Source organism: Bacillus sp. FJAT-45037, assembly GCF_002797325.1.
GTDB lineage: Bacteria > Bacillota > Bacilli > Bacillales > Bacillaceae_D > Alkalihalophilus.
This window is the reverse complement of the sequence record NZ_KZ454938.1, coordinates 923,054-946,336: the sequence shown is the minus strand read 5'-3', so window position 1 is coordinate 946,336 and position 23,283 is coordinate 923,054. Positions and strand designations below refer to the sequence as shown.

The window sequence follows — 23,283 nt, the reverse complement described above, 5'->3', positions numbered from 1 at the left end:
CATCCACCTTTTACTGTTTTGCTAGATTTGCTTCATGCTTAATAATTAGAATGGCCTGTTGAAATGTGATTGTTTCAATCATTTTCATTTGATGGAGCTCACGAATTTCCTCTTCCATTAACTCAAGGTCCACCGCTCGTTCCCGTGTATAAATAAAGATGCCATATTTTTTAAGCAATTGCATCACGTCAAATAACGTTTTCATGACGTTCACCTCAACATTTATTATAACAGCTTTATGATAGATACGAAAAGAAGCCAAATGAGTGGAGTGTAGACAATATAAGAAATACGCCACATCGCCATCTGTATTTGTTGTTGGACAAACAATCCAATGAATAGAGCCAACAAGAATAAAGCCGTAGCTAGTAGGGTGAAAAAAGTTCGCATCTCAATGATTCCCCATTCAAACCCCATTAAAAAAAATAAAGCAGCCAACATTATTAACCCAATGCCTCGGTCCTGTTTAAAAAAGCCAAACGTCGGATGAAAACTTGTCGCCGTGGCTACAATAAAGAGTAGCGTGACAATCACAATCAGAATTTCAATAAACCAAATCGCAAAAAAAGGAAAGAGAAACATTCCGACAATCATGCCTAAATAAGTTAGCAAGCCAAAAACAAGGGTGAAAAAAATAACATGTAGTAGTTGCGGTGGTTGCTTCGCTGCACTAAGTAACCCCCCAACCGTCAATCCAATTGTAAAGACAAAGAACAAAATCATCATCCAAATCCACATTTTAAGCTCTCCTTTCTAAATGTCCATAGAACTTAATCAATCCACCTTCGTACGGCATGCATACACGCCATAAAGTTCTTTATGTTATGATATGTGTGTAAGCAGAATTAAGGACATGTTTTCATACCAAGGTTAAGTCCGAGAGAGAAAGAGGGATACGTATGGATCAAAAAATGCAAGACATACTCGATCATGCCCTGTACGGCACACCTGAAATTAAGCCTGAGGAACGCGCACTATTTTTAACTACGATTAGGGAAAGAATTTATCTTGCCCTAACAAAAAGCCAAGTAATGAAAGCTGGCACTTATGATGAAGTCATTCAAAAAATAAAAACAACGAAAAATCTAAAACTGTTCTTAAATGGTGATCTGTCATACGGCTTATATTCCAATTACATCAAGGAAGCCACTACAAACCAAGTTCCCTTCACCATCGTGACGCCTTCTACAGACACTCCATTTGGTCTTGTACTTGCCGATATCAACACTGCGATTAGTCAATCAAGCTTTGTGATTGAAGATGAATGGTACGCACAAGACATTGAAACAAAAAAATAAAAAATCCTCTATGCCATATGAGCATAGAGGATTTTTTCTAACGATCTGGGTCATTTGGATGCAACGATACTGGCCTTCTATTTTTAAGAGGCATCGGTGCACGGAAAAGAATGTCCTTCATCGCTCTTACATTAAACGGAATGAACGGCCACAAGTACGGCATATCGAGTACCTTCGTTCTAACAAGTAAAAGAATCCATAACGTGATTCCGATAACATAGCCACCAAGATGAAATGTTGCTGCACTAATCAATAATCCTACTCGAATAAACCGATTGGCTAACCCCATCTCATAACTCGGTGTTGCAAAGGAACCGACAACGGCAACAGCTAAATACAAAACGACCTCCGGAGAAAATAACCCCACTTCGATCGCAACTTCCCCGATTAATAAAGCGGATACTAAACCAAGAGCAGTAGCAAGGGCATTCGGCGTGTGAATCGCTGCCATCCTCAGCATTTCAATCCCAATCTCCGCTATGAGAAATTGAGCAAATAACGGTACACTCCCTTGTTCTTCTGACCCGATATAACTTAACGTCTCAGGCCCGAACACATCACTTGTTGCAAGCAAATACCATAATGGAAGCAAGAAGATCGATGCCCATACTGCAGCAAATCGTACCAACCTCAATCCAGCACCAATTACTGGCTTCTGTCGATATTCTTCTGCATGCTGCATATGATGCCAGAATGTTGTCGGTGTGATCATCACACTGGGTGACCCATCAACGACGATCAAAACATGACCTTCAAACAAATGAGTCGCCGCCACATCAGGACGCTCTGTATATCTTGCTAAGGGATACGGATTGTAATGATGACCGAAAATAAATTCTTCAATGGTTTTATCAGCCATTGGTAACCCGTCCGTATCGATCTTTTCAATTGCTGCTTTTATTTTCTCAACATACGTATGATCAGCAATATCCGCTATATAGGTGATGGCTATGTCCGTTTTCGAGCGCCTTCCGACTTGAACATACTCGACTCGTAACGTTTTGTCCCTGACTCGTCTTCGAATCAGTGCTGCATTCATCACGAGTGTCTCAACAAAACCATCTTTAGATCCACGAATCACTTGTTCTGTATCAGGTTCCTCTGGTCCCCTAACCGGATACTCTCTTGTATCTAATAAGATCACATAGTCGCATCCTTCAACAACTAGTGCAGTTGGGCCAGCTAATACTTGATCGACGACATTATCTAAATCATTTGTTGTTTCAATCTCGACAAACGGAATTCTACTCTTTATTAACGTATCGATCGGCTTATCTTTAAGCATTCTTTCTGTTGTCCGAGAAAGTTCACGCTGAATTTGCGTAAGGGCTTGATCTTTGGCAAAGCCATCAACGAGAAACATCCCCATCTTTCTCCCGCCATGTTCTTGCTCCAAATATATGAGATCGAAGCTGTCATCAACAGCTAATTCTTTTTTTAAAAAAGCGATATTGCTTGAAAAATCATTGGAGACTTTATGTATTATTTCCTCTTGGGTCATATCTGCACCTCCATTTATCCTTGTCATTGTTTGCAGTTCAAGTACAAAACATGCATGTTATTCATATTTTTCGAACAAGCATCATATGATTGAGACAACCGTTTGCAAAGTGGAGGGGCTTATTTTGAAAAAACAAACCATTGTTTTCACCATTCTCGCAGCCGCTATCATGGTTGGCTTATTTCTATCTATTTATGGAAAACCAAACCTTTTACGTGAAACCTTAACGACGTTTCCTATTGACCCTAATGCATCTTTTATCGAGGCAAGCTCTAATGTAGAGTTCCTACAATCAATGGATGAAGACGAGTACAAATTAAAATGGGATACGTTGTCTGTCTTAAATGAAGTGGCGCCTCTTAGACAAGATGTTTCTCTTTTATTTGAAGATGGTGTATTAAAAGATACGATGGCGAAATGGGAAGAAAATACTGACCTCCTTGGACAAGATAAAGAAGTATCGGCCGAGGATAGCGGGCATTATGAAGTGATTACCTTTCATCACGCAGAACTTAGAAGAGCAAATGATGAATTTCGAAGCGCTCAAACGATGAGTACAGATCAGCTTTACGTCATTGACTCACCACTAAGCGCGTTGCATGCCTTTAAAATTCCTGAAACAGAAGAAGATAAAGAAAGCAAACGAATCCTAGATTATATATTAGATCAACAGCAAAGCTATGATTGGGATGACTTATATGACTTTTATCAAATCCCCGCTTCAGATTATAGTCGAATCCCGTTAACGAAGATCGACCATTATCAAACAGAACCGCTTCCGGGCTTAACGACGGAAGAGACCACCAAATTTCTCGGTGGCCTCTTTGAGGGTCTGTATAAAAATTATGTGTTAGGGATCGATGTGAATGGTTCTGCTGTAAGCCCTATAGGAAGTACAGTTCCACTCATCGTCATACCTAAAGAAAAACCAGATCATGTGTTTATTTTATTCCGTACCGCAGAAGATCAACCGATACAACTCATGCAATCGATAAATTAATCTTTACTCTGTAAACTGCTGATACACTTCGTTATACATTTCTTCATTAGGGGCTAAGGCGATCGCTTCTTCAAACGAGCGGATCGCCTTTTCTTCTTCATCAAGCTGCATATAAGATAATCCTAAATTATAATGCGCTTGATGAAAATCTGGACGTAGCTCAGCTGCTCGTTCAAAGGAAACCCTTGCTTGGTCATAGGATTCCTCTTCATACTTGATATATCCGAGAAAGAAGTGGCCATCAGCTAACTCTTCATCTGCTTCTAGCGCGGTTTCAACGTATGGATAAGCCTTATCAAATTGGTCTTGCTCAAGGTATTCTTGTGCAACTTGAAGGGATACAACGGCCGTCATCTCACTACTATTTCCCTTCATTGCATACCCGAACAAACTAACAGCTCCAATCACCGTTGCCAGAAGAAAGAGCCATTGTTTTTTACTTGGCTTTTGTTTAGGAAGTTGCACGATCAGAGCTGCCATAAATCCTCCGACAAGCCCGCCGATATGCGCACCGTTATCAACCATCGGAACAACAAAGCCAAACACTAAATTGATTGATAAGATGACGAGGACATTCATTCCCATCGTGCGGAAAAAAAGCTTCGGATGAGTCACTCCAAAGTAGAGCAAGGCACCAAAACAACCAAAGATCGCACCAGAAGCTCCTGCTGAGACTTGGTCGTTAAAAGCAAAGCTTGCAATGGAACCGATTAATCCTGCTACAAAATATATAAGAACAAAACGACTCGTACCGAACATCCTCTCTACCGCACTACCTAAATAAAACAGAGCAAGTGAATTCATAAGGAGGTGAAAGATGCCAATATGTAAAAACATAGCACTAAATAAACGCCACCACTCACCATCGATGATTGCTGGATTGTACTTTGCTCCAAACTCAATTAACGTTAACACAGACGTACTGCTCCCGTTTTGTTCGACGATATAATACATAATTGCAATGAATAGTAATAACGTGTAAGTAGCAAACGGCTTGCCATATAAGAAAATCGATCTTATTTCTTCTTCTTGTTTTTTTGCATGTTGCCTCACTTCGCGCTTCAATCGTCCAATGACGACTTCGGCCATGTCGACATCTTCATAAATAGGAAAAGGAGGGATCTCATCGCCTTTCAACCTGCTATTTGCGATGCGCTGCTTCTCTGATAATTCAGAAGTAATGACTGTCATCGTCATCTTCGTTTGTTGCTTCTTACCAATATAAAATGGCTTCTCAAGCTCTTCCCACTCATCCACTGGCAGATGGCTCATTACATAAATTGTATCGCCTTCTACCTTCTTCTGTCTTAACTGTCGACGCAGAAGATCGGCTCTTTTCACCGTTTCTTCTACGTCTTTTTTTAAATGGTTTCTCCAATCTATGTCTGCTCTTACTAAGCGCAAAATTCTTTTTGGCTTTTGGTCCACATCTTCTAGCCATACTTCTTTATTTTTTTGATGAAGCAAGCGAAACCCCTTATGAAAAACATAGTGATGGACGAGCTGCCAAAAATAGACGTCCTGTTGCCAAGCATTCATTGACTCACCCCCGTATTCTCCCGTTACTCATTAGCCAGTTATAGCAACTAGCGAGCGAGTCGACCGTTGCAACGACCTTCAAATTGCTTGATGGTCGCTGGTTTCTAGTATTGACATACAACGCATCCCATCCTGCTGCTGTTGCCCCGATCATATCTTGTTCCCAAGAATCACCAATAAATAATTTCTTTAGACCGTCTGTTTGAAGACGATGGTCGAGTAGTTGAAACAGACGCGGATCTGGCTTTTCTATTTGTACTTCCTCTGAAACAAGTACCGCTGAAGGCGTGAAAAACTGTTCAATCTCTAGTTGTTTTATTTTATTTTTCTGCGTTTTTGTCGCACCATTCGACAAGATCCCCATTCTTACACCATCACCTATCAACCAACTTAATAATTCATGTAAAATTGGATCTGGCTGAATAAACAAGTGCACCGTATCATAATACTGTGCATGAAACGCATCGGCTTCCTTTTTATTCCTTGGTAACTTGTGTTCAGCCATCGCTTGTAGATAACGTGATCGTCTGTACGTCTGACCATTGATTCGTTTGTTCTCATAATCAGGCCATAATTGATCGCTATAATACTTATATGTTGTAAACCATGTTTCAAATGCCACATTGTGTACACTTTCTTTCTTTTCATGCCACATTTGCTGCATCGACTTATAACAAGATCGTATCGCCCGTTTAAAGGCGTACTCATGGTTATATAACGTGTTATCCAAATCAAAGGCAATGACATCCCATATCATGAGCAAATCACCTCTGTCTTTTCTAGTTCTAGTATACCAAGCCATGTTCCTTTTTTAATATGAAAAAGACTTAAGACGATCTTTCCAAACCAAAAAGTCTGGCCTACTCTTTTTATTGAAATAAAAAGAACGGCCAGACTTAAGTCTATACAATTATACATTTTGAGGCCGATTAGACGACTGCAAGACTGAACTTAACGCCTTATCACGAATGACTGGTATTTGCATCGCTAAACTAATAGCCAGCTTACGTAAAAGACGGCGACCTAAAAAGACGTTTAATAAACGATATCGATATTTATAAGCAAAGTACAATAATAAAGCAAAAGTGACTGTAGAAATGAACCGATTAATCATCCAGCATCCCTCCTTACTATTACTTTGCGTGAGAGAGTGTGTTTTTATCCATTTTCTTTTTGAATGGTTTTCTCACCAACACCAATGCCCAAGTATCCAAACAAGACCGTCATTATTGGGGATAGTAAAAGGAAGAAGGCAAATGGTAGATACTCAATGACATCTACACCTAGCGTGCTGGCAAAGAATGCCCCGCTCACGCCCCATGGAATTAATGGATTCACAAGAGTTCCCGCATCTTCAAGCGTACGAGACAAGTTCTTCTTGGCTACATTCAACTTATCGTAGAAGGCTTCAAACGTTTTCCCAGGCAATAAGATCGATAAGTATTGCTCACCTGTAACAACGTTCACACCAATCGATGAAGCCGCTGTTGCCGCAATGACATTTCCTCTTGATGATAATCTTCTTGTAAGTGATTGAAGAAGGGTTTCAATGACACCAATTCGTTGAATGACTCCACCAAGAATAAGAGCAATCATAACAAGTGAGATCGACCACATCATTGACTGCAACCCACCACGATTAACAATCCCATCGATGACCTCATTTCCCGTATCGATGACAAACCCATGTTGAATCACTGTAAACCACTCAGCGATTGCAACATTTCCTTGCATGAAGGCTGCTGTTACAAGACCAGAACCGATACCGATGATTAAAACAGGAATCGTAGGGTATCTTCTCATTGCTAGAAATACAACGAGAATGGGTGAAAGTAATGTCAATATTCCTATAGAGAAATGGTCATTAATGGATGTTAGCATGCCTGCAATATCGTTTGAACTAGCTGCCGTTTGACTACGACCGATTAAAAGAAATAAAAAAACGGTTATGACAAAGCTTGGAATGGTTGTCCAAAGCAAATGTCTAATATGTTCAAATAAATCGACACCGACAATACCTGGAGCAAAGTTAGTCGTATCTGACAAAGGAGACATTTTATCTCCAAAACAAGCTCCACATACGACAGCTCCTGCAGCAATGGCTGGGGCTACACCTAAAGCTATTCCAATCCCCATCATCGCTACACCAATTGTCCCCACTGTTGTAAATGAACTTCCTGTAAAGCTTGATACAATCATACAAATGAATAGCGTACTAACAGCAAACCATTCCGGTGAAATAATCGAAAGTCCGTAAAAGAGCAACGTCGGTACCGTCCCACTCATCATCCAAACAGCGATCACCATTCCGACTAAAGCTAAAATGAAAATGGGCTTGATCCCGATTTTTACGCCATCAATCATGGCCTTCTCTACATCAGCCCACTTCACTTTAAGAGCTAGCCCAAACAAGACGGCGATAACAAGACTCGCAAATAACGGGATATGCGGTTCTACTTTCAACACAAACATGCTTGTAATAATTAATGACATAATGACTAGTAATAATAAAAGGGTCTGTATGATACTAGGCTTCTTCTCCATCTCTATTTCTCCTCCACAATTCGCTTTCGTGCTTTTATGCTTTTACGCAGTTAAGCGTTTGATGTTTTCTATCGTAGAGGATGAACCGTCATTCGTCAATCATTTTTTTACAATAAGATTATTTTGCTCATTAAACTTTAAATAACTACAAAAAAAAGACGGAAAAATTCCGCCTTCTCTAATCACCTATATATTTACTATATAAACTTCTTGCTCTTGAGACGTCTTCTGTTCCTTGTATTAGGACTCTTCCGTCTGGAAAGAGGACCATTCGTTCTCCTTCGTCAAGTTGAACTCTTAACAGAAACGGTGTTTTTTTCACGTTTGCTACACGTTCTAGCCTTGAAGCCCATTCTTCTAGATCTACTTTTGATTTGCGTTGGATTTGCACCGTTTCACGACCACATAATGTGGTCACTTCTTCATCCGTGGCCTTTAAAGCAGGGTATTTTTTTTCTACACATGTTTTGCATTGCTCTTTTGATGAATTCATGTTCATGTCATATTGGTGATTATTCCAAAGGTCAAAGGTACGTAATGTATTTCTCAGTGCTAGAATATCACCAACTAGATACTTCAACGCTTCTGTCACTTGATAAGAAGCGACAATGTCAACTACCGGGCTAATGACACCAATCGTATCACATGTTTGACCTTGGGTTTCACCATGATCAATAAAGCATCGTAAACATGGTGTTTGACCGGGGATAAATAGGGCTGACATGCCACGTGCACTGACTGCACCTCCGTAAGCAAACGGGATGCCGTGTTTATAGCTAATATCATTTAACAAAAATCTCGTCTTAAAGTTGTCAGTCCCATCTAATATCAGATCGATCCCATCTATTAAAGGATCAATCGTTTCAACGGACACATCCGAAACGAATGCTTCGATCGTAACGTCGGAATTAATTTTCTCAAGCTTTTCTTTAGCTGCGATCGCTTTTGGTGCATGCTTGATCACATCTTCTTCGTCAAAAAGCATCTGGCGTTGCAAATTACTTTGTTCCACATAATCACGATCAACGATGCGGACACGTCCTACTCCTGCACGAACCAAATGATTTGCTAACACCGTTCCGAGCGCACCAACACCAACGATGAGTACGGTTTTCTCGCTTAATTTTTGTTGACCTGATTCCCCAATCGGTTGAAAAAGCATTTGTCTAGAGTATCGTTCATATGTATGATTTGCCATCGTTCTCCTCCTTACAGTAAAAGCCCAGCAACACCTATTCCGAGTAGTGCTCCGACAGATGTACACATGACATTCACGAAATCATTATTCATCCAATTCACCCCAGAAGCATACTCTGTCTCTTTATTACAATGGCGTTTCGCTTCTGTCATCACACCACACACCTGGCATCGATTTTCCACTTGAAAACAAGCTCCAACAATTGTATCAACTAAATTGCCGAGAAATCCAACAAGTGTCAGTGCAATTAATAGAATATGGCTATTGTGATAATCGCTCCACCAACAAAAAATCGCACATACAGCAATAACAAAGCTGCCGGCAAAAGCTGCAGCAGATCCCAATGCCGTCACTGCCCCCGATGTGCCCGGCTCGACTCGTTTCCACGTTAATATATGAATTGGCCTTTGTCTACTTAATGTCCCTATCTCAGAGGCCCAAGTATCTGCATTCGCAGCAGCAAGACTTGCAACAAAACCAAATAACCATATGTAAGAAGGGTCGTACCCATAAAGAATCGCCATTAGTGCCGCCACACCGCCATTTGCAAGCACTTGCCATGCATCTCTTCGATCGCCCTTTTCCTGCACATTATTTTCTTTTTTATTTTTCCATAACGTACTCCACATGCTTGAAGTAAAGAAAAAAATGGCTAGAAGAAGGAGACCTCGAAAACCAAAACCAAAACTAATCGAAGACCCAACAAAAATCGCCGCTATCATTCCTGATGCTGATAATTTCTTTACAATAAAGGCTAAGATAGCAAGAAACAACACTCCTACATATAACATAATTATGTTGGTTTCCTTTCGCCTGCAACAAAAAGATAAGTGATCGGCTGATCGTGTTCCTCGGTTGGCACACTCTCAACGATTTGACATGAATAGGCCAATGAAACCGTGATCCCTTTATACTCTTTTAAATACGTGTCATAATAGCCCCCGCCGTAGCCTAATCGAAAGCGCGTGTAATCATAGGCTATTCCTGGTACAAAAATAAGATCGAGTTCTTGCTTATCAACGAGTCTACACACAGATGGTTTAGGTTCTTTTAATCCAAAGAATGTATCCTCTAGGTTTTCAAAACGCTGTATTTCATAAAACACCATGTCTCTTGTGCCCTTTTTTATTTTCGGGACAGCCACAACCTTACCTAAAGACCATGCGGCTTTTATTAGTGCATATGTATCAACCTCTAAACCTTTTGAAATCGTCAATCCGATTGTTCTTGCTTCAATCCAATGCGGATCACTTAATACTTTTTCAATCAATTGAGAGGTTTCTCTTTCTATTGTTTCTTTTGTAAGCTGTTCTAACTTACTGTTGACCAACGCCCGGTAGAATTTTTTCTCATCCATGAAACTTACTCTCCTTTGCCCTCACACCTTCATGACGATCGCTCGTGTTTTTCTATGTATGTGTTCCATCTATACTGTACACAGTACGTTGTCAAAACGTTTCACTTTCAGTATACATGATCGCTATCGAGTTAAGTCAATTAGAAATGCCCATGCAAGCGTCATCATTTCAGCAAAAAAAAATAAGCAGTGGAAGAATCCAGCTGCTTATTTAGTCTCACGGTGTAGAGTGTGGCGCTTTAATCTTGGGCAGTATTTTTTAAGTTCAATACGCTCAGGATTTTCGCGTTTGTTTTTAGATGTAATATAATTACGATCGCCTGTCTCAGTGCAAGCAAGAGTTACTTGTACACGCATCCGATATCCCTCCAAACATAACTTACTTCATACTTGTCATACTTGTCATACTTGAATATGATAGCAAATCTTTCGGTAGGGATCAAGTGTTTTTTCTTTACAGCGTCAATTTTTATCAAATTTCGTTGTTTGCACGACCGAATTTCGTCATAAATTGCTCGCTTTCTGTAATTGATTCGCCCGCATGCATCCATTGTTCCACTCTTTTTTCCCCATTCGCAGGAAGAAAGAGTGAATTCACCATAACACTTTCTGATGATTGTTTCACAAAAGAATGAGTCATAAGCGAGCCTGTCAAGTCATTCCAAATAGAGTCCAAGTCTCCAACAGCATATGAAAACAACTCTTCTCTTGTCCCTTTAGCAAAGGTTGTCACATAAGACTGACCATCTGAATGAATCAAAGCTTTAGAGATCGGTGCATAAAAGCTTATTGTAGGCTCTTTTGATTGAGTCATTGGTCGCTGGTGAAAAAGCAATTTTATATCTTGGGCTTTGGAACATTCATTTCGAATAAACAACTGTCTATGATACCCTATCATATCTGCAAAAGCACGCTCAATAATTGTGACATGAAGGTGATAGGTAGGGTGGTAAGCTGCTAGTAGCTTCACACCCTCCTCTCGTTTGTATATAGGCGCGATTCGCCATTGCTCTTCATGTAACCAACTCGTCTGTCCATCCTTCCAAATCCCTACCTTAGATTGTAAATCTGTAGTAAGTGAGTTATGAAGAGTGAACGAATGTTGATTTTGTAACGAGCTGATGGATTTGATCGATGTAGTAGTTTGCATGTAATCTCGCCATCTCTGGCTCATCGGCTTGTGCATAGACTGTGAAAACCGGCTCATTCTGGTCTGGTACAATGTATGTCCACCCTCCTTCTGGATGACTTACTCGCATCCCTTCGATTAGCTCTACGTCCTCTTGTTCTAGTGTTTCCATTAGTGCACGCATCACCATACCCTTTTGATCGGATCGACACGACACTTCTTGTTTGACTAGAGACTCTCTTGGTAGAGTATTCACATATTGATCTAGCGTTTGATTTCTTTCTAGCAACGTGTAGATAAGGTGTGTAGCGGCATACAACCCATCAAAGCAATAAAGTTGGACATTTTCCTCCGCCATCATCATATCTCTTGCTGATGCTTTTGTGCGAATGACCTCTTTATGATGAGATCGAACGTACTCTATAAGTGTGGAACCTCCGTATAATGGGATGGCAATTTGCTCTTGCTCTTCATAGGCCAGATGCATATCAACGAACAGTACTAGTTTCTCTTCATCTGTCACGATATGTCCTTCTGGAGTCACTAGCGTAATAAATTCACCTGTTTCACCAAGAATAATACCAATATCTGCGTCTGACATCGTCATCTCAAGAGCTATTTTGTCTAAGTCGAAGCTCTCAATCGATGTCTCTACCTGACAACCGAGACGTCGTAGCGCTAATGCAATCCACTCTGAGCTCGTACGCTCCTGAGTGAAAATTGCGACCGAGATACCACCATGTTTGTATACTTTATTATCAACAAAGGAAAGAATTTGCTTCACATAGATTTCCTCAAAATGAGTGTTGACATTGTACGAGCCCAATTGGTCAAAAGCAACACGGCGGTACGTACTAAAAGTAACAATTTTTTCTAGTTCTTTTTGGAGAGAACTAGTAATAGGAAGACCTTGATGATCAAAAAATTCAATGACTACATGTTGATCTTGGTTCACTCTAATATGTGCCCCACCTGCAAATTGAAAGTCTGCAATCGTTTTACGAAGAACTGGCAAAGCAGCTTCATCCAAATCGACAACGTCTACTCCTGTTGCTTGCACACTTTGAGCAAAGGATAGTTTTAATAACTTCGTAAATGCCTGATGGTCACCAGATAAAACAAACTCACCACCAACAGCTAGAGTAGATGCAAATGCCGCTCCTAGGCGACTAACATGTTCAGGGGTCACTTCAACATTGGCCACACCAATTGCTCGATGCCCATTTAACAATGGAGTGATAGAGTCTTGATCATTCCAGACAACCGAATCTGAAACAACGGCGCCTTCTGCGATTCGCTTATGCGGCCAAATTTTCATACCTGGTTGAATGCTTGCTTCCTCCCCAATTTCACTTTGGCGACCGATCACAGCTTGTTCATAGGCACTAGACTTTGCACCCATCTTTACTCCGTCACAAATCGTTACGCCTCGTAGTTCCGATTGTCGACCAACAAATACCCCGTTCCAGACGACAGAACGCTTGATCGTTGCTTCTTCGGAGATGATCGTATTAGAGCCGACCACCGAGTATGGGCCAACTTTAGCATGTTTGCGCACCGTCGAATTCTTGCCGATAAATGAAGGCGCTTCAATGACAGCACCTTCTTCTATCGTTGTTGTTTGATCAACGAAGATTCCTGGTTCCACTTCTATTCCCATAATCGATGCTTTCACATCACGGTTTAAAATATCCATATGTGCTTGACGATATTGTTCTAAGTTTCCAATATCGGACCAATAACCATCAGCAGCATACCCATACATTCCCGCTTTCTCTTCTAAAAGTCTTGGGAATACATCTTTACTAAAGTCAACGGACTTCCCTTCTTCAATATAAGAGAAGATGCTTGGATCCATCACATAGATGCCTGTGTTAACCGTGTCACTAAACACTTCACTTAAACTGGGCTTCTCAAGAAAACGCACAATCTCATCGTCTTGATTCGTCATAATCACACCAAACTCTAACGGACAAGCCACCTGTTTCATAAAGATCGAAACCAGCGCATCATTTTGCTCGTGAAATTTAATCCCCGCTTGTAAATCAAAGTCAGTTAATGCATCTCCACTCACTACGACAAACGGTTCATTTAAAAATTCTTCAGCCTGCTTCACACTTCCAGCTGTCCCTAATGGCTCTATTTCTTCAAAGTATGTTAAGCGAACACCAAACTCTTCTCCATCACCGAAATAGTCACGAATTTCATCTGGTAAATATTGTACAGTTACAGCAATGTCTGTAATACCATGTTTCTTTAATAGCTCGATGCTGTATTGCATTACTGGTTTTTGTAATAATGGAACCATCGGCTTTGGTAACTGACATGTTAATGGACGTAATCTTGTACCTTTTCCTCCTGCCATAATGACACCTTTCACTACACATCGCCTCCTTTTAATTCGCCGCCACTAGTTGACCGGCTAAACATATCTCAAATTCTCTTTCAGTTTGCTTAGCAATAGCGCCCCAATCAAATTTCATTTTGACATCACGCAAGCCTTGTGTAGCTAGCGCTTCTCGAGTGATCGGATGATTATATAAATACATCACTTGTGTCACTAAACTCTCTTTGTCACCAGGAATCATCTTTAATCCGTTTTCACCATGAGCAATAATTGAGGATAGACCGCCTACATCAGAGACAATGGTTGGTTTTCCAGCAGCCATTCCTTCAAGAGCTACGATGCCAAAAGGTTCGTATAAACTCGGGAAGATTGCCGCATCCGCTAGGCTAAACCAATCATTTCGCTCTTCATCTGTAATAAATCCTAAAAATCGAACATACTCGTTTAAGTTTCTATCACTGACTTGTTGTTGATACTCTGTTAACATTGGTCCCTTGCCAGCTAAGACAAATTGGATTCCTATGCCTTTTTCTCTAAATACATCAGCCGCATCTATGACCGTTTGAAACCCTTTTTCCTTCACCATACGCCCAACGGTAAAGACCGTAAATTTGTCATTTGGCTGAAGTGAAGTGGCTGAATCTTTTATTGAGCGAATTAAGTCTAGGTCGACTCCATTTGGAATGACACTTAGCTTCTCTTCTGGTAAGGAGAAAATGGTCTCTAATTCTTTTTTCATGTAATCACTACATACAATGACGCGATCGGCTTCATACGTTAATTCCCATTCCTTCTGGTTAATCTCATATTGAAGCTCAGAGTGAATGCCGTTATTTCGTCCATGCTCTGTCGCATGAATCGTCGCAAGTAGCGGAATATTTAATTTTTTCTTTAAGCTCGTTGCCGCCACTCCTACAAGCCAATCATGAGCGTGTATGACGTCAAAGCGTTCTGTTCGACTGAGCTTTTCACCGTATGATGCCATCGCCACATTTAAACTTCCAACCCAATTAAAAAACGATGTTGCTTCAGGTTGTAAGCCTTTTAAGCGATGAACATGAACACCTTGGTTCACCTCATAAGCTGGGTAGCCATGAACTTCAGATGTTAATACGTGAACTGTATGCCCATCGTTTACAAGCGCACGGGATAGATCAAATACATGGCGCGATAGGCCTCCAACCATCATCGGTGGGAATTCCCAACTAAGCATTAAGATCGTCCGTCTTTTCGCTTCTGCCACGTTCTCTTCGGATTTCTGAACAACATAGGAGTCGTGATTGGATAGAAATACCGACATGTCAATATTGTCTAAAAACGGAAACTCTTTTTCTTGTTGTAAAACCCAACTCTCTTCAATTTGATGAGAAAACAATTGCTCCTTTTGCTCATCAAAGCGGGAGACATGCGTGTCAAAACGTTCCTTCGCATATTGAACGGCACTATCACCATCGACAATAAACGCCCAATCACTACTAACAGCTAACATCCACTCGCGTACCATTTGATCCATTAATCGTTTCTCTAGGTCCGTCGGTGCTGCTTTAAGGGCAACCACAGTAGCTAAATCTTGCTCTAATCGATGAAGATGTCGATACATATAATCATTTTTAGGGCTTAACCAAACATCCCCGTATCCTTCTCTGCCCCATGTTGAAAAGGAAATATGATTCGTTTCAAAGTCTTGAAAATGTCGGTCAATATACGTTTCTGGACTTACAAAGGGAACATTCTCGCTCGCCATTTGTAAAACTTGTCCGATCCACTCTGTTCCTTCAAACCACCAGTGACCGAATAACTCAGCGTCAAATGGAGCGGCCATGTAGTAAGGTGGATAGCACTGCTGTTGGTTTTGATCAGCAAAAGAGTTAATTGTTTCCACATAATTGGTGGCGTGATGCGTGATCTTCTGCTCAGCCCATTCGCGGTTATATGGCTCTTTATGTTCTGTTTGACCTGTGATGCGATGATATTTCAATCCTGTGTCAACGCGAATCCCATCTTCATGTACATACGATTTAATATAGTCCCAATCTCGTTCGTATCCGATATCGCGGTAAAACTCACGATAATCAACATCACCCGGATAGCCTAGTGAAGAACTCCACACTTTACTCGACAGTTCCGTATGTCGCGGAAATAAGATTAAGCCATGAGGAGAATATATCGGGGCACCAGCTTGTCTCGATGGTTTCGGATCAGCACTTAATACCGTATGTTCATCTACAAATGTATATTGAATGCCCTCTTCGATTAAGATTCGATCAATCCCTGGAGCAAACGCACATTCAGGTAACCAAAAACCTTTTGGTCTGTAGCCGAAATGCTTTTCAAAAGCACGAACACCTTCTCTAATTTGGGCACGAACTGCAGATTCTGTTTTTACATAAGGTAAAAAGGCATGAGTTGCTGCAGATGTCATAAGGGTAACGAGACCTTTTTCATTTAAATCCTTATAGGCTTTTAAGATATTTTTTTCCCATGCAAGGAAAGTTTCACGAATTTTCCGATATCTATTCTGATAGAAAGGCACCAAAGGATTGAATGCCTCGTCTTCTTCAAGTAAGACAGTTTCTTTCCTTAATAATTCTTCCGTCTTCAATAAATAGTGCAGGTAACGCTCTTGCATTAGTGGGTCTGCTAGCATCTCCATTAACGGCGGGGTAAAGGAGATCGTCATCGCATCTATTGCTCCTGCCTCTTCTATAGACCATAGGAGTGGAATGTACGTCTCTGTTAATGCTTCAAACAACCACCGTTCTTCTAATCGACCCTCTTCTTCATGTCTCACATAAGGTAAATGGGCATGAAGGATAAATGAAAAATAACCTTTTGACAATGTCGCTCTCCTCCTTATTTCGTAGACTCATAATATGAATACGTACTAAAATGCTCTAGCCATTGTGGGTCGTTACTTACACCTTGCTGCCAATTGTGTAGGGCTTCTTGATACTGCCCTCGCATGCTACTTTTCAATCGTGGTGTATCAATCGGATTCGAGCGCATGATTGAAAAGAATGAATGATCTCTTGTTCTTACTCCAAGGTCTAGGATGTATGTACGATTTTCTTCTACCCCATGAAAATACCAATTGTTTGTCACCTCAGGGAGATCCGCATCCACAAATCGATGAGAATGATGACCATTAAAATCGATCGCTGTGATATCATACAAACGCAATACCTTCTGAAGTTCATGCCAAGGTGTTCTCATTTGATGTTCAATCAATTGTCTTGTAAAGTGACTCGTTTCAAAATAAGCATGCAAGCTAGTCGGCGTTCTTGGTAGAAGCATTAACTCATCCCGTTCATACGATGCTGGTAATTCTCTTCTCATCTCTTTAGGCATTAGTATAATCTCCTTTTTCGTTTGTCGTTCTTCTTGATGTTTCTGGAATCGATATTGCACTTTTCCAACCGTCGTTCCGAGTTCTTTTGCGATCTTTCGAAAAGAAAACCCTTTTTCTCGTAATTTAACAATATCTTCTATCATTTCTACACCTCCAAAAGTGTCGAAGCTGACTTTACATAATCGGTGAAAACGTTGCATATCTTGTTATATTAATCATACCGACCATCGCATATCTGAACAAGCAGGGGTAAAATGTCTGTTTTTGTCACGCACTTACTCAGCTTGTGTTTGTTAAGCATAAATAAATTTTTCGTCACTATTCGATAGCGAATGGTGTCATACGGTCGTGTCGTTTTTACCGTAAGAAGCTCGCATCCTTATTTTGTAAGCGTTTCATTTATAATTTGTCGAGGAAGTAGGACGAAAACCACTTTTTTGTAGGTGATAGAAACGTGTATAATAGAGTAGTAAAATAGAAGTTTATAGAGAGAAGGGTTGTAAGATGATCGAATGGACTATCATGATTCTCTTAGTAATTGCCATTCTCCTTTTTGTTTTATCTTTCTTCCGTAAAGACAAGGCAACAGAAGTAGAACGACAAATGGAGAACTTTTCAATTACACTAATGCAAGAGATCTATCAGTTAAAGAAAAAGATTCGAATTCTAGAAGAAGAGTTGCTCGTGAGCAATACAGATCAGCCACGTGTCACAAGGTCTGCCTCTACGCAAAAACTAGTAGACGAAGTGGAGGATCTTCACAGCAAAGGGTACACGTTAGAAATCATTGCTGAAAAGACGGGTCTTACATCACTTGAAGTTGAACGTATGATTGAATCAACTGATAGGCTTACTACAGGGGGCCAATAATTATGTCACCAAATGGATTACGCGGTTTAGCTGGTGGGATGGTGCTCGCATCAGGTATTATATGGGCCACATACGCTCTCTCACCCACTCAGATCCAAGAACCAATTACTATTGTTGAGCAGGAAGAATTAGAGGTCGCTGAGATGATGACTCGTTTACAAGAAGCAGGATATTATGTAGCAGCCGAGGAACCGACAGCAACAGCTGATGAAGAGCCTGTAACAGAGGAACCTGTTGTAGAAGAAGCTCCTACTGAGGAAGTGGAAAATCTACCTGAAAATGTGAGCGTTGATACCGTTAATGTGTACACGATGACACTATCGATCACAGCAGGGACAAGCTCGGCAGATGTCGCCAATCAATTAGAGAATGCGATGATCATAGAGAGTGCGAGTGATTTTCTATCTTTTCTAGAACAAAATAACTTAGCTGAAAAAGTACGTGCCGGTGATTTTGAAGTAAGCAGCACAATGAGCTTCCGCGATATCGTCAACAGAATCACGTAAAAAAAAGAAGCTTGCCTCAGTTTTAGTAACTGGGCAAGCTTCCTTTGTATTAAAAATCTTCTACTTCCTCAAGGCTTGGTTCATCGGCTTTGATCGGCCCATTCCGTTCTTCTGATAAGTCAAAGTACTCATCAAGCATCTTCTTTCCGATACTTTGAGCAAAGTTTGCTTCATTATCTCGGACAGTGTAGGGAACGATAATCGCAAAAGCCACTTGAGGGTTGTCATACGGCGCATACCCTACCAGAATTTGGTTGTTCCCTTGAATAACTCTTCGGTTATTCCTTTCACCTACTGCCACTGAAACCTGTGCTGTCCCAGTTTTACCAGCAGGATTATAAGACGTATTTCCGAATAAATTTCGACCAGTTCCTTGTGAACCTTGCATCACTTGATGAAATCCTTGTTGAACACGTTGAATATGATCATCCGACATATCGACTCTATTTAAAATTCTTGGTTCGATGCTATGCAAAACAGCTCCAGGCTCATCAGCCACCAACCTTGGTTCACGCACTTCTGAAACGAGTCGAGGTTTGACACGATACCCGTCGTTGGCAATCGTTGATATATATTGAGCCAGTTGAAGAGGGGTATACGTATCAAACTGCCCAATCATTAAATCTAGTAGATTACCAGGATCACTAAATCCACCATCGATACCTGTTGATCCAACAGGTAGATCTAACCCTGTATCTGCCCCTAAACCAAATTGACTAAAATAATATCGTGTATCATTGTATGCCTCACGAACTTTTGTCATATTGAAACCCGAACTCGTGCCATAGTTATAGCCGGCCATCCGCATCGCAATCTCAAACATATAGACGTTTGAAGATCGTTCTAGTGCTTTGACATCATTGACATTCCCCATGTTGACGTAAGATCGCTTACGCACATTTCCTGGTAAATCTAGAGGTCGATCAAAGACTGTTTGACCTGGGCTAATAACTCCTAAATGAAATCCGGTTAAAACAGAAGCACCTTTAACTGCTGATCCCATCTCAAATGATTTTGTCACGTTACCAATTTGATCGTTTCTGTTTTGAAGGCTATCGTTGTAACCAGACATCGCTAAAATATCACCTGTTTGCGGGTCCATCATAATAGCATAAGCAGAACGATCCTTAATGAATGCGTTACTTTTGCTATTAATCTCGTCTACGATGATCCCATCTAACTTTTGTTGCATTTCCATGTCTAAAGTAAGAACGAGATCATTGCCGCGTTGACCAGGTTGCTCATTCACAGATCGGTTCACATCATTTCCCGAGGTACTAGTGATGCTTTCGACAACACCTTTTTGGCCACGTAACACGTCTTCATACTGTTGTTCTAAGTAACTTGTCCCGACAATATCAGAACGGTCATACCCTCTTGATAAATAGTAATCTAGTTGTTCTCTTGGTAATGATCCTGTATTTCCAAAAATCGTTCTAAATGCATCTCTATACACATAATTCCGACGTGAATCCCGTTGAATGTCAACACCTGGGAGACGGTCTAAATTCTCACTAATAATGTTTGCTTCTTCTTCAGTAATCCCGCGCTTAATTCGTTGCGGAGAATTCGCGTAGCCACGGCTCATTTCTCGAAAAATCGCCAGTATATGCTCATCTCGATCCGTCAATTCGGCGAGTAACTCATCTGTTATTCGCTCAATTTCTAATTGATACTCTTCAGACGGACCATCTAATTGGCTCCGTTCCTCCGGTGTGACAAGCTCCATCCTACGCTCGCGGTCTTGAATCAATAACCAATAATCTTTTCGATCTCGCTCGGTCAATCGGCTTGTATCCATTTCAATTAATTGTTCTAGGTCCTTGGCGATATCTAATATCGCTTCTGAAGACGTTCGTCTTGATGGATTCGTATATGTAACTGATAATTCTAACTGATTATCAACAACTGTATGTCCGTAACGATCAATCATAAGCCCTCTTGGTGCATCGATCCTCGCTGTAGAGCTACTCGTTTGATCTAATATTCTCTCATACGTTTCACCTTCAACAATTTGAACCATTCCCAATCGCAAAATTAATGCTGAAAAAAGAATGAAAACGGCAAAGAACAGCATATTCAGTCTTGCCGGAACATGACCTTTTCTCTTTAATTTGTTTTTCCCCATACACAAGTCCCCTTATCCATTCAGGTGTATACATGACAATAGACACCTAGTGGAGGTGTCTATTGGTAATATGTGTACCCGCGTATGCCGTTGCTTCAATTGTTTCAAGAACCTACTTGTGTAGGTGGGTGTTCGCAGATTAATCTTCAGCGTCCAGAACATGCTGGCTTGCTGTTAATTACTCAATGTAGAACTCCCTATTAAAACGCAAGGTTCGAAACAAGGTGAAGCTCACTAACACGGCAGGCAATTTCTAATTTGTTACGCTAAGTATATCATATCGACATACGATGTCAAAGACTTCACCCGTTAGTTATCACTAGAAAATGTTTACAGAGACGTTCCGCCTGTGCTGCCACCATCCCCATTTTTTTGACGAGCAAAGCTGTAACTTTCGCCTCCGTTCGGCTTATTAAATTGCACATGGCGAACGAAGAAATAAATGAGAAAATGCCCTATACCAAGAATCATTAAGACAATAGGGATACTTTTTTCTTCAGGGAAAAAGACAATGGCACAAATAAATAGCAACACCGAAACAATTCGACCGCTATTTAGAAATAATTCTCGAACGACGATGTATTCAATTCTCATCTCTGCTGCCTTCCACCCTTTTCCAATCACATCATAGGTCAAAGAGATATAAGGGACGAGCAACATCGGATAAGCAATCGAAATCACGACGCCATACATGATGAGTTTGGCAAACGAGATGTCAAAGACGATGAGAAAGATCGCCGCATAAAGAATCGAACCACCAATAAGAATTGACTTTTTTCGAAAACTGGGTTTGATTAACCTTGTAGCCGCATAGTATGCGACAAATTGAACACCTGAAGCAACAAGACCATATGTACCGATTGCGAGTTCACTACCTGTGACAATGTACACCCACACAACAATCACAAATAAAAAAGTTCCTTCTCTTAAGCCTTGAAAAAAATGAGCATGAAGAATGTGTCGCCAATTCGGATTATACTTACGCTCTTTAAGTATGCGTCTAAAGAAGAACTTCCCTTCTGCCGCGCGTCTTTTCAACATAAAGCTCATTAGCACGGCCACAACGAACAAGGTAAGCGAAACACCGAAAATGATCGAATACCCTGTAAACTTCTCCATCCTCGTAATGACATACCCTGAAACAATCGGACCTATCATACCCGCAAATGAGGTAAGCAATCCTAAAAACCCATTAAAGAAATCTCTCGTTTCCGGTTCAGTGATTTCAAAGGTTAATACGTTAAACGCTAACCAATAAAAGCCAAATCCAATTCCAAGTAATGCTCCTAATACGATTAAATAATGACTCGCCAAATCACCCAATAAAAGAACGGTAGAATAAAATCCAGCTAAGAAAATAACTCCTAACCTCAGCACAATCACTCGATCAATTTTCTTCGCCCAACGTCCAGCTAAGATAAAGGTTAATGGTTGAAAAATAACAGCGGTTAAATTATATAGGGCCAGATCAATAAATTCTCCGGACTGCTTCCACAAGTACACATTGACAAATGTATTTGATAACGCAATGCTTAACGCATACAAACCCCCTATGGTTAAAAGAAGAACCAGTTCCCGCGTTACTTCAATATCACCAATCAATTTTTGAATCACGGACTTCTTCACCGACTCCACCACCCTTATCAAGTAGTGTGTCTTAACAAAAAAACGTTATACAAGTAAAAGCGGAAATGACTCGTTCAGCTGCGACAAGCTTTTCTGAATGAAATAGGCTTGGCCGCCCTTTGCCAAACTATTTTAGGCAGAAAAGACCTCGAGCAGCTAGTCATTGTAGCTCGATATCACTAAAAGCGGAAATGACTCGTTCAGCTGCGACAAGCTTTTTTTGCATTAGAAAAAGCAAAGCCCAATGGACTTTGCTTTTTTATTGTAGGAATTATTTAGCTTCAGCGAAACGCTTCGCTACTTCATCCCATTTTACTACATTCCAGAATGCGTTAATGTAGTCAGGACGACGGTTTTGGTAGTTTAGGTAGTATGCATGCTCCCAAACATCTAATCCAAGGATTGGTGTCTTGCCTTCCATTAACGGTGTATCTTGGTTTGGTGTGCTTGTAATAGCAAGCTTGCCACCATCTACGATTAACCATGCCCAGCCAGAACCGAAACGGTTTGCTGCTGCATCTGCGAATTTTTCTTTGAATGTATCTAAGCTACCAAATGCTTCTTCAATCGCACTTGCTAACTCGCCAGTTGGAGCTCCGCCACCATTTGGGCAAAGGATTTGCCAGAATAAAGAGTGGTTAGCATGGCCGCCACCGTGGTTACGTACTGCACCACGAATGTTTTCAGGTACAGCATCCAAGTTACTTACTAGTTCTTCAATGCTTTTGCTTTGAAGGTCTGCATGTCCTTCAATTGCTGCATTAAGCTTAGTAATGTAAGTGTTATGGTGCTTCCCGTGGTGAATATTCATCGTTTGCTCATCAATATGAGGTTCTAGTGCGTTTGCTGCGTAAGGTAATTGTGGTAATTCGTAAGCCATTTCAAAATCTC

General features: G+C 40.8%; 22 protein-coding genes and 1 other RNA gene. 4 read left to right on the top strand and 19 right to left on the bottom strand.

Annotated features, from left to right (window positions below; genetic code table 11):
- Positions 1–10: 10 nt before the first annotated feature.
- Positions 11–205: a YqgQ family protein gene (locus CDZ88_RS04810; protein WP_100372455.1), complete on the bottom strand. Its 195-nt coding sequence runs from the start codon at positions 203–205 to the stop codon at positions 11–13.
- A 20-nt stretch (positions 206–225) separates the two neighbouring features.
- Positions 226–738, bottom strand: a complete 513-nt coding sequence (locus CDZ88_RS04805; RefSeq protein WP_100372454.1) for a hypothetical protein — start codon at positions 736–738, stop codon at positions 226–228.
- 161 nt (positions 739–899) lie between these two features.
- Between CDZ88_RS04805 and CDZ88_RS04800 the strand changes: the two genes are divergently transcribed.
- Positions 900–1,298, top strand: a complete 399-nt coding sequence (locus CDZ88_RS04800; protein ID WP_100372453.1) for a YueI family protein — start codon at positions 900–902, stop codon at positions 1,296–1,298.
- A gap of 37 nt (positions 1,299–1,335) precedes the next feature.
- Here CDZ88_RS04800 and CDZ88_RS04795 read toward each other — a convergent pair whose 3' ends face one another.
- Positions 1,336–2,799, bottom strand: coding sequence for a spore germination protein (locus CDZ88_RS04795; RefSeq protein WP_100372452.1), 1,464 nt, complete (start codon positions 2,797–2,799; stop codon positions 1,336–1,338).
- A gap of 124 nt (positions 2,800–2,923) precedes the next feature.
- Between CDZ88_RS04795 and CDZ88_RS04790 the strand changes: the two genes are divergently transcribed.
- Positions 2,924–3,799, top strand: coding sequence for a hypothetical protein (locus CDZ88_RS04790; protein WP_100372451.1), 876 nt, complete (start codon positions 2,924–2,926; stop codon positions 3,797–3,799).
- A 3-nt stretch (positions 3,800–3,802) separates the two neighbouring features.
- Here CDZ88_RS04790 and CDZ88_RS04785 read toward each other — a convergent pair whose 3' ends face one another.
- From CDZ88_RS04785 to CDZ88_RS04730, 12 genes are all read right to left on the bottom strand, one after another.
- The gene (locus CDZ88_RS04785; RefSeq protein WP_100372450.1) at positions 3,803–5,338 is read right to left on the bottom strand and encodes a rhomboid family protein; all 1,536 of its coding nucleotides are present in this window, start codon (positions 5,336–5,338) and stop codon (positions 3,803–3,805) included.
- 4 nt (positions 5,339–5,342) lie between these two features.
- Complete coding sequence (locus CDZ88_RS04780; protein ID WP_157796479.1) at positions 5,343–6,095, bottom strand: HAD family hydrolase; 753 nt, start codon at positions 6,093–6,095, stop codon at positions 5,343–5,345.
- 153 nt (positions 6,096–6,248) lie between these two features.
- Complete coding sequence (locus CDZ88_RS04775; RefSeq protein WP_100372448.1) at positions 6,249–6,452, bottom strand: sodium:proton antiporter; 204 nt, start codon at positions 6,450–6,452, stop codon at positions 6,249–6,251.
- Between the two features lie 44 nt (positions 6,453–6,496).
- Positions 6,497–7,882, bottom strand: coding sequence for a Na+/H+ antiporter NhaC (gene nhaC, locus CDZ88_RS04770; RefSeq protein ID WP_100372447.1), 1,386 nt, complete (start codon positions 7,880–7,882; stop codon positions 6,497–6,499).
- Positions 7,883–8,060: 178 nt separating this feature from the next.
- Positions 8,061–9,080, bottom strand: a complete 1,020-nt coding sequence (locus CDZ88_RS04765; RefSeq protein ID WP_100372446.1) for a ThiF family adenylyltransferase — start codon at positions 9,078–9,080, stop codon at positions 8,061–8,063.
- Positions 9,081–9,091: 11 nt separating this feature from the next.
- On the bottom strand, positions 9,092–9,871 hold the full coding sequence (locus CDZ88_RS04760; protein WP_232718564.1) for a DUF92 domain-containing protein: 780 nt from the start codon (positions 9,869–9,871) through the stop codon (positions 9,092–9,094).
- Between the two features lie 2 nt (positions 9,872–9,873).
- Positions 9,874–10,437: a 5-formyltetrahydrofolate cyclo-ligase gene (locus tag CDZ88_RS04755; protein WP_100372444.1), complete on the bottom strand. Its 564-nt coding sequence runs from the start codon at positions 10,435–10,437 to the stop codon at positions 9,874–9,876.
- 207 nt (positions 10,438–10,644) lie between these two features.
- Entirely contained in the window at positions 10,645–10,794 is a 150-nt protein-coding gene (gene rpmG, locus CDZ88_RS04750) for a 50S ribosomal protein L33 (RefSeq protein ID WP_100372443.1), read from the bottom strand.
- A 115-nt stretch (positions 10,795–10,909) separates the two neighbouring features.
- Complete coding sequence (locus CDZ88_RS04745) at positions 10,910–11,587, bottom strand: hypothetical protein (protein ID WP_157796478.1); 678 nt, start codon at positions 11,585–11,587, stop codon at positions 10,910–10,912.
- On the bottom strand, positions 11,520–13,946 hold the full coding sequence (locus CDZ88_RS04740; RefSeq protein ID WP_100372441.1) for a sugar phosphate nucleotidyltransferase: 2,427 nt from the start codon (positions 13,944–13,946) through the stop codon (positions 11,520–11,522). Before CDZ88_RS04740 ends, CDZ88_RS04745 begins: the two co-directional genes overlap by 68 nt.
- A 16-nt stretch (positions 13,947–13,962) precedes the next feature.
- On the bottom strand, positions 13,963–16,752 hold the full coding sequence (locus CDZ88_RS04735; protein ID WP_100372440.1) for a 1,4-alpha-glucan branching protein domain-containing protein: 2,790 nt from the start codon (positions 16,750–16,752) through the stop codon (positions 13,963–13,965).
- A gap of 14 nt (positions 16,753–16,766) precedes the next feature.
- Positions 16,767–17,405, bottom strand: a complete 639-nt coding sequence (locus tag CDZ88_RS04730; RefSeq protein ID WP_100372439.1) for a DUF4912 domain-containing protein — start codon at positions 17,403–17,405, stop codon at positions 16,767–16,769.
- Between the two features lie 361 nt (positions 17,406–17,766).
- Here CDZ88_RS04730 and CDZ88_RS04725 point away from each other — a divergent pair, with 361 nt between their 5' ends.
- Positions 17,767–18,132: a hypothetical protein gene (locus CDZ88_RS04725; protein ID WP_100372438.1), complete on the top strand. Its 366-nt coding sequence runs from the start codon at positions 17,767–17,769 to the stop codon at positions 18,130–18,132.
- A gap of 2 nt (positions 18,133–18,134) precedes the next feature.
- Complete coding sequence (locus CDZ88_RS04720) at positions 18,135–18,638, top strand: hypothetical protein (protein WP_100372437.1); 504 nt, start codon at positions 18,135–18,137, stop codon at positions 18,636–18,638.
- A gap of 49 nt (positions 18,639–18,687) precedes the next feature.
- Here the strand turns inward: CDZ88_RS04720 and CDZ88_RS04715 are convergent, their stop codons facing one another.
- The 4 genes from CDZ88_RS04715 to CDZ88_RS04700 all read right to left on the bottom strand — a co-directional run bounded on the left by CDZ88_RS04715 (position 18,688) and on the right by CDZ88_RS04700 (position 23,272).
- A complete protein-coding gene (locus CDZ88_RS04715) occupies positions 18,688–20,766 on the bottom strand; it encodes a peptidoglycan D,D-transpeptidase FtsI family protein (protein ID WP_100372436.1) in 2,079 nt (692 codons plus the stop codon).
- A gap of 71 nt (positions 20,767–20,837) precedes the next feature.
- A non-coding RNA gene (gene ssrS, locus CDZ88_RS04710) (6S RNA) lies at positions 20,838–21,018 on the bottom strand.
- A gap of 78 nt (positions 21,019–21,096) precedes the next feature.
- Positions 21,097–22,392, bottom strand: a complete 1,296-nt coding sequence (locus tag CDZ88_RS04705) for an MFS transporter (RefSeq protein WP_100372435.1) — start codon at positions 22,390–22,392, stop codon at positions 21,097–21,099.
- 271 nt (positions 22,393–22,663) lie between these two features.
- Positions 22,664–23,272: a superoxide dismutase gene (locus CDZ88_RS04700; protein ID WP_100372434.1), complete on the bottom strand. Its 609-nt coding sequence runs from the start codon at positions 23,270–23,272 to the stop codon at positions 22,664–22,666.
- Between the last annotated feature and the right edge of the window lie 11 nt (positions 23,273–23,283).

Bases quoted from the DNA above. Each gene is read 5' to 3' on its own strand.
- CDZ88_RS04805 (WP_100372454.1), bottom strand. From the start codon at position 738: ATGTGGATTTGGATGATGATTTTGTTCTTTGTCTTTACAATTGGATTG.
- CDZ88_RS04700 (WP_100372434.1), bottom strand. From the start codon at position 23,272: ATGGCTTACGAATTACCACAATTACCTTACGCAGCAAACGCACTAGAA.
- CDZ88_RS04765 (WP_100372446.1), bottom strand. From the start codon at position 9,080: ATGGCAAATCATACATATGAACGATACTCTAGACAAATGCTTTTTCAA.
- CDZ88_RS04810 (WP_100372455.1), bottom strand. From the start codon at position 205: ATGAAAACGTTATTTGACGTGATGCAATTGCTTAAAAAATATGGCATC.
- CDZ88_RS04755 (WP_100372444.1), bottom strand. From the start codon at position 10,437: ATGGATGAGAAAAAATTCTACCGGGCGTTGGTCAACAGTAAGTTAGAA.
- CDZ88_RS04775 (WP_100372448.1), bottom strand. From the start codon at position 6,452: ATGATTAATCGGTTCATTTCTACAGTCACTTTTGCTTTATTATTGTAC.
- CDZ88_RS04715 (WP_100372436.1), bottom strand. From the start codon at position 20,766: ATGGGGAAAAACAAATTAAAGAGAAAAGGTCATGTTCCGGCAAGACTG.
- CDZ88_RS04795 (WP_100372452.1), bottom strand. From the start codon at position 2,799: ATGACCCAAGAGGAAATAATACATAAAGTCTCCAATGATTTTTCAAGC.
- rpmG (WP_100372443.1), bottom strand. From the start codon at position 10,794: ATGCGTGTACAAGTAACTCTTGCTTGCACTGAGACAGGCGATCGTAAT.
- nhaC (WP_100372447.1), bottom strand. From the start codon at position 7,882: ATGGAGAAGAAGCCTAGTATCATACAGACCCTTTTATTATTACTAGTC.
- CDZ88_RS04745 (WP_157796478.1), bottom strand. From the start codon at position 11,587: ATGCAAACTACTACATCGATCAAATCCATCAGCTCGTTACAAAATCAA.
- CDZ88_RS04785 (WP_100372450.1), bottom strand. From the start codon at position 5,338: ATGAATGCTTGGCAACAGGACGTCTATTTTTGGCAGCTCGTCCATCAC.
- CDZ88_RS04725 (WP_100372438.1), top strand. From the start codon at position 17,767: ATGATCGAATGGACTATCATGATTCTCTTAGTAATTGCCATTCTCCTT.
- CDZ88_RS04800 (WP_100372453.1), top strand. From the start codon at position 900: ATGGATCAAAAAATGCAAGACATACTCGATCATGCCCTGTACGGCACA.
- CDZ88_RS04730 (WP_100372439.1), bottom strand. From the start codon at position 17,405: ATGATAGAAGATATTGTTAAATTACGAGAAAAAGGGTTTTCTTTTCGA.
- CDZ88_RS04780 (WP_157796479.1), bottom strand. From the start codon at position 6,095: ATGATATGGGATGTCATTGCCTTTGATTTGGATAACACGTTATATAAC.
- CDZ88_RS04720 (WP_100372437.1), top strand. From the start codon at position 18,135: ATGTCACCAAATGGATTACGCGGTTTAGCTGGTGGGATGGTGCTCGCA.
- CDZ88_RS04760 (WP_232718564.1), bottom strand. From the start codon at position 9,871: ATGTTATATGTAGGAGTGTTGTTTCTTGCTATCTTAGCCTTTATTGTA.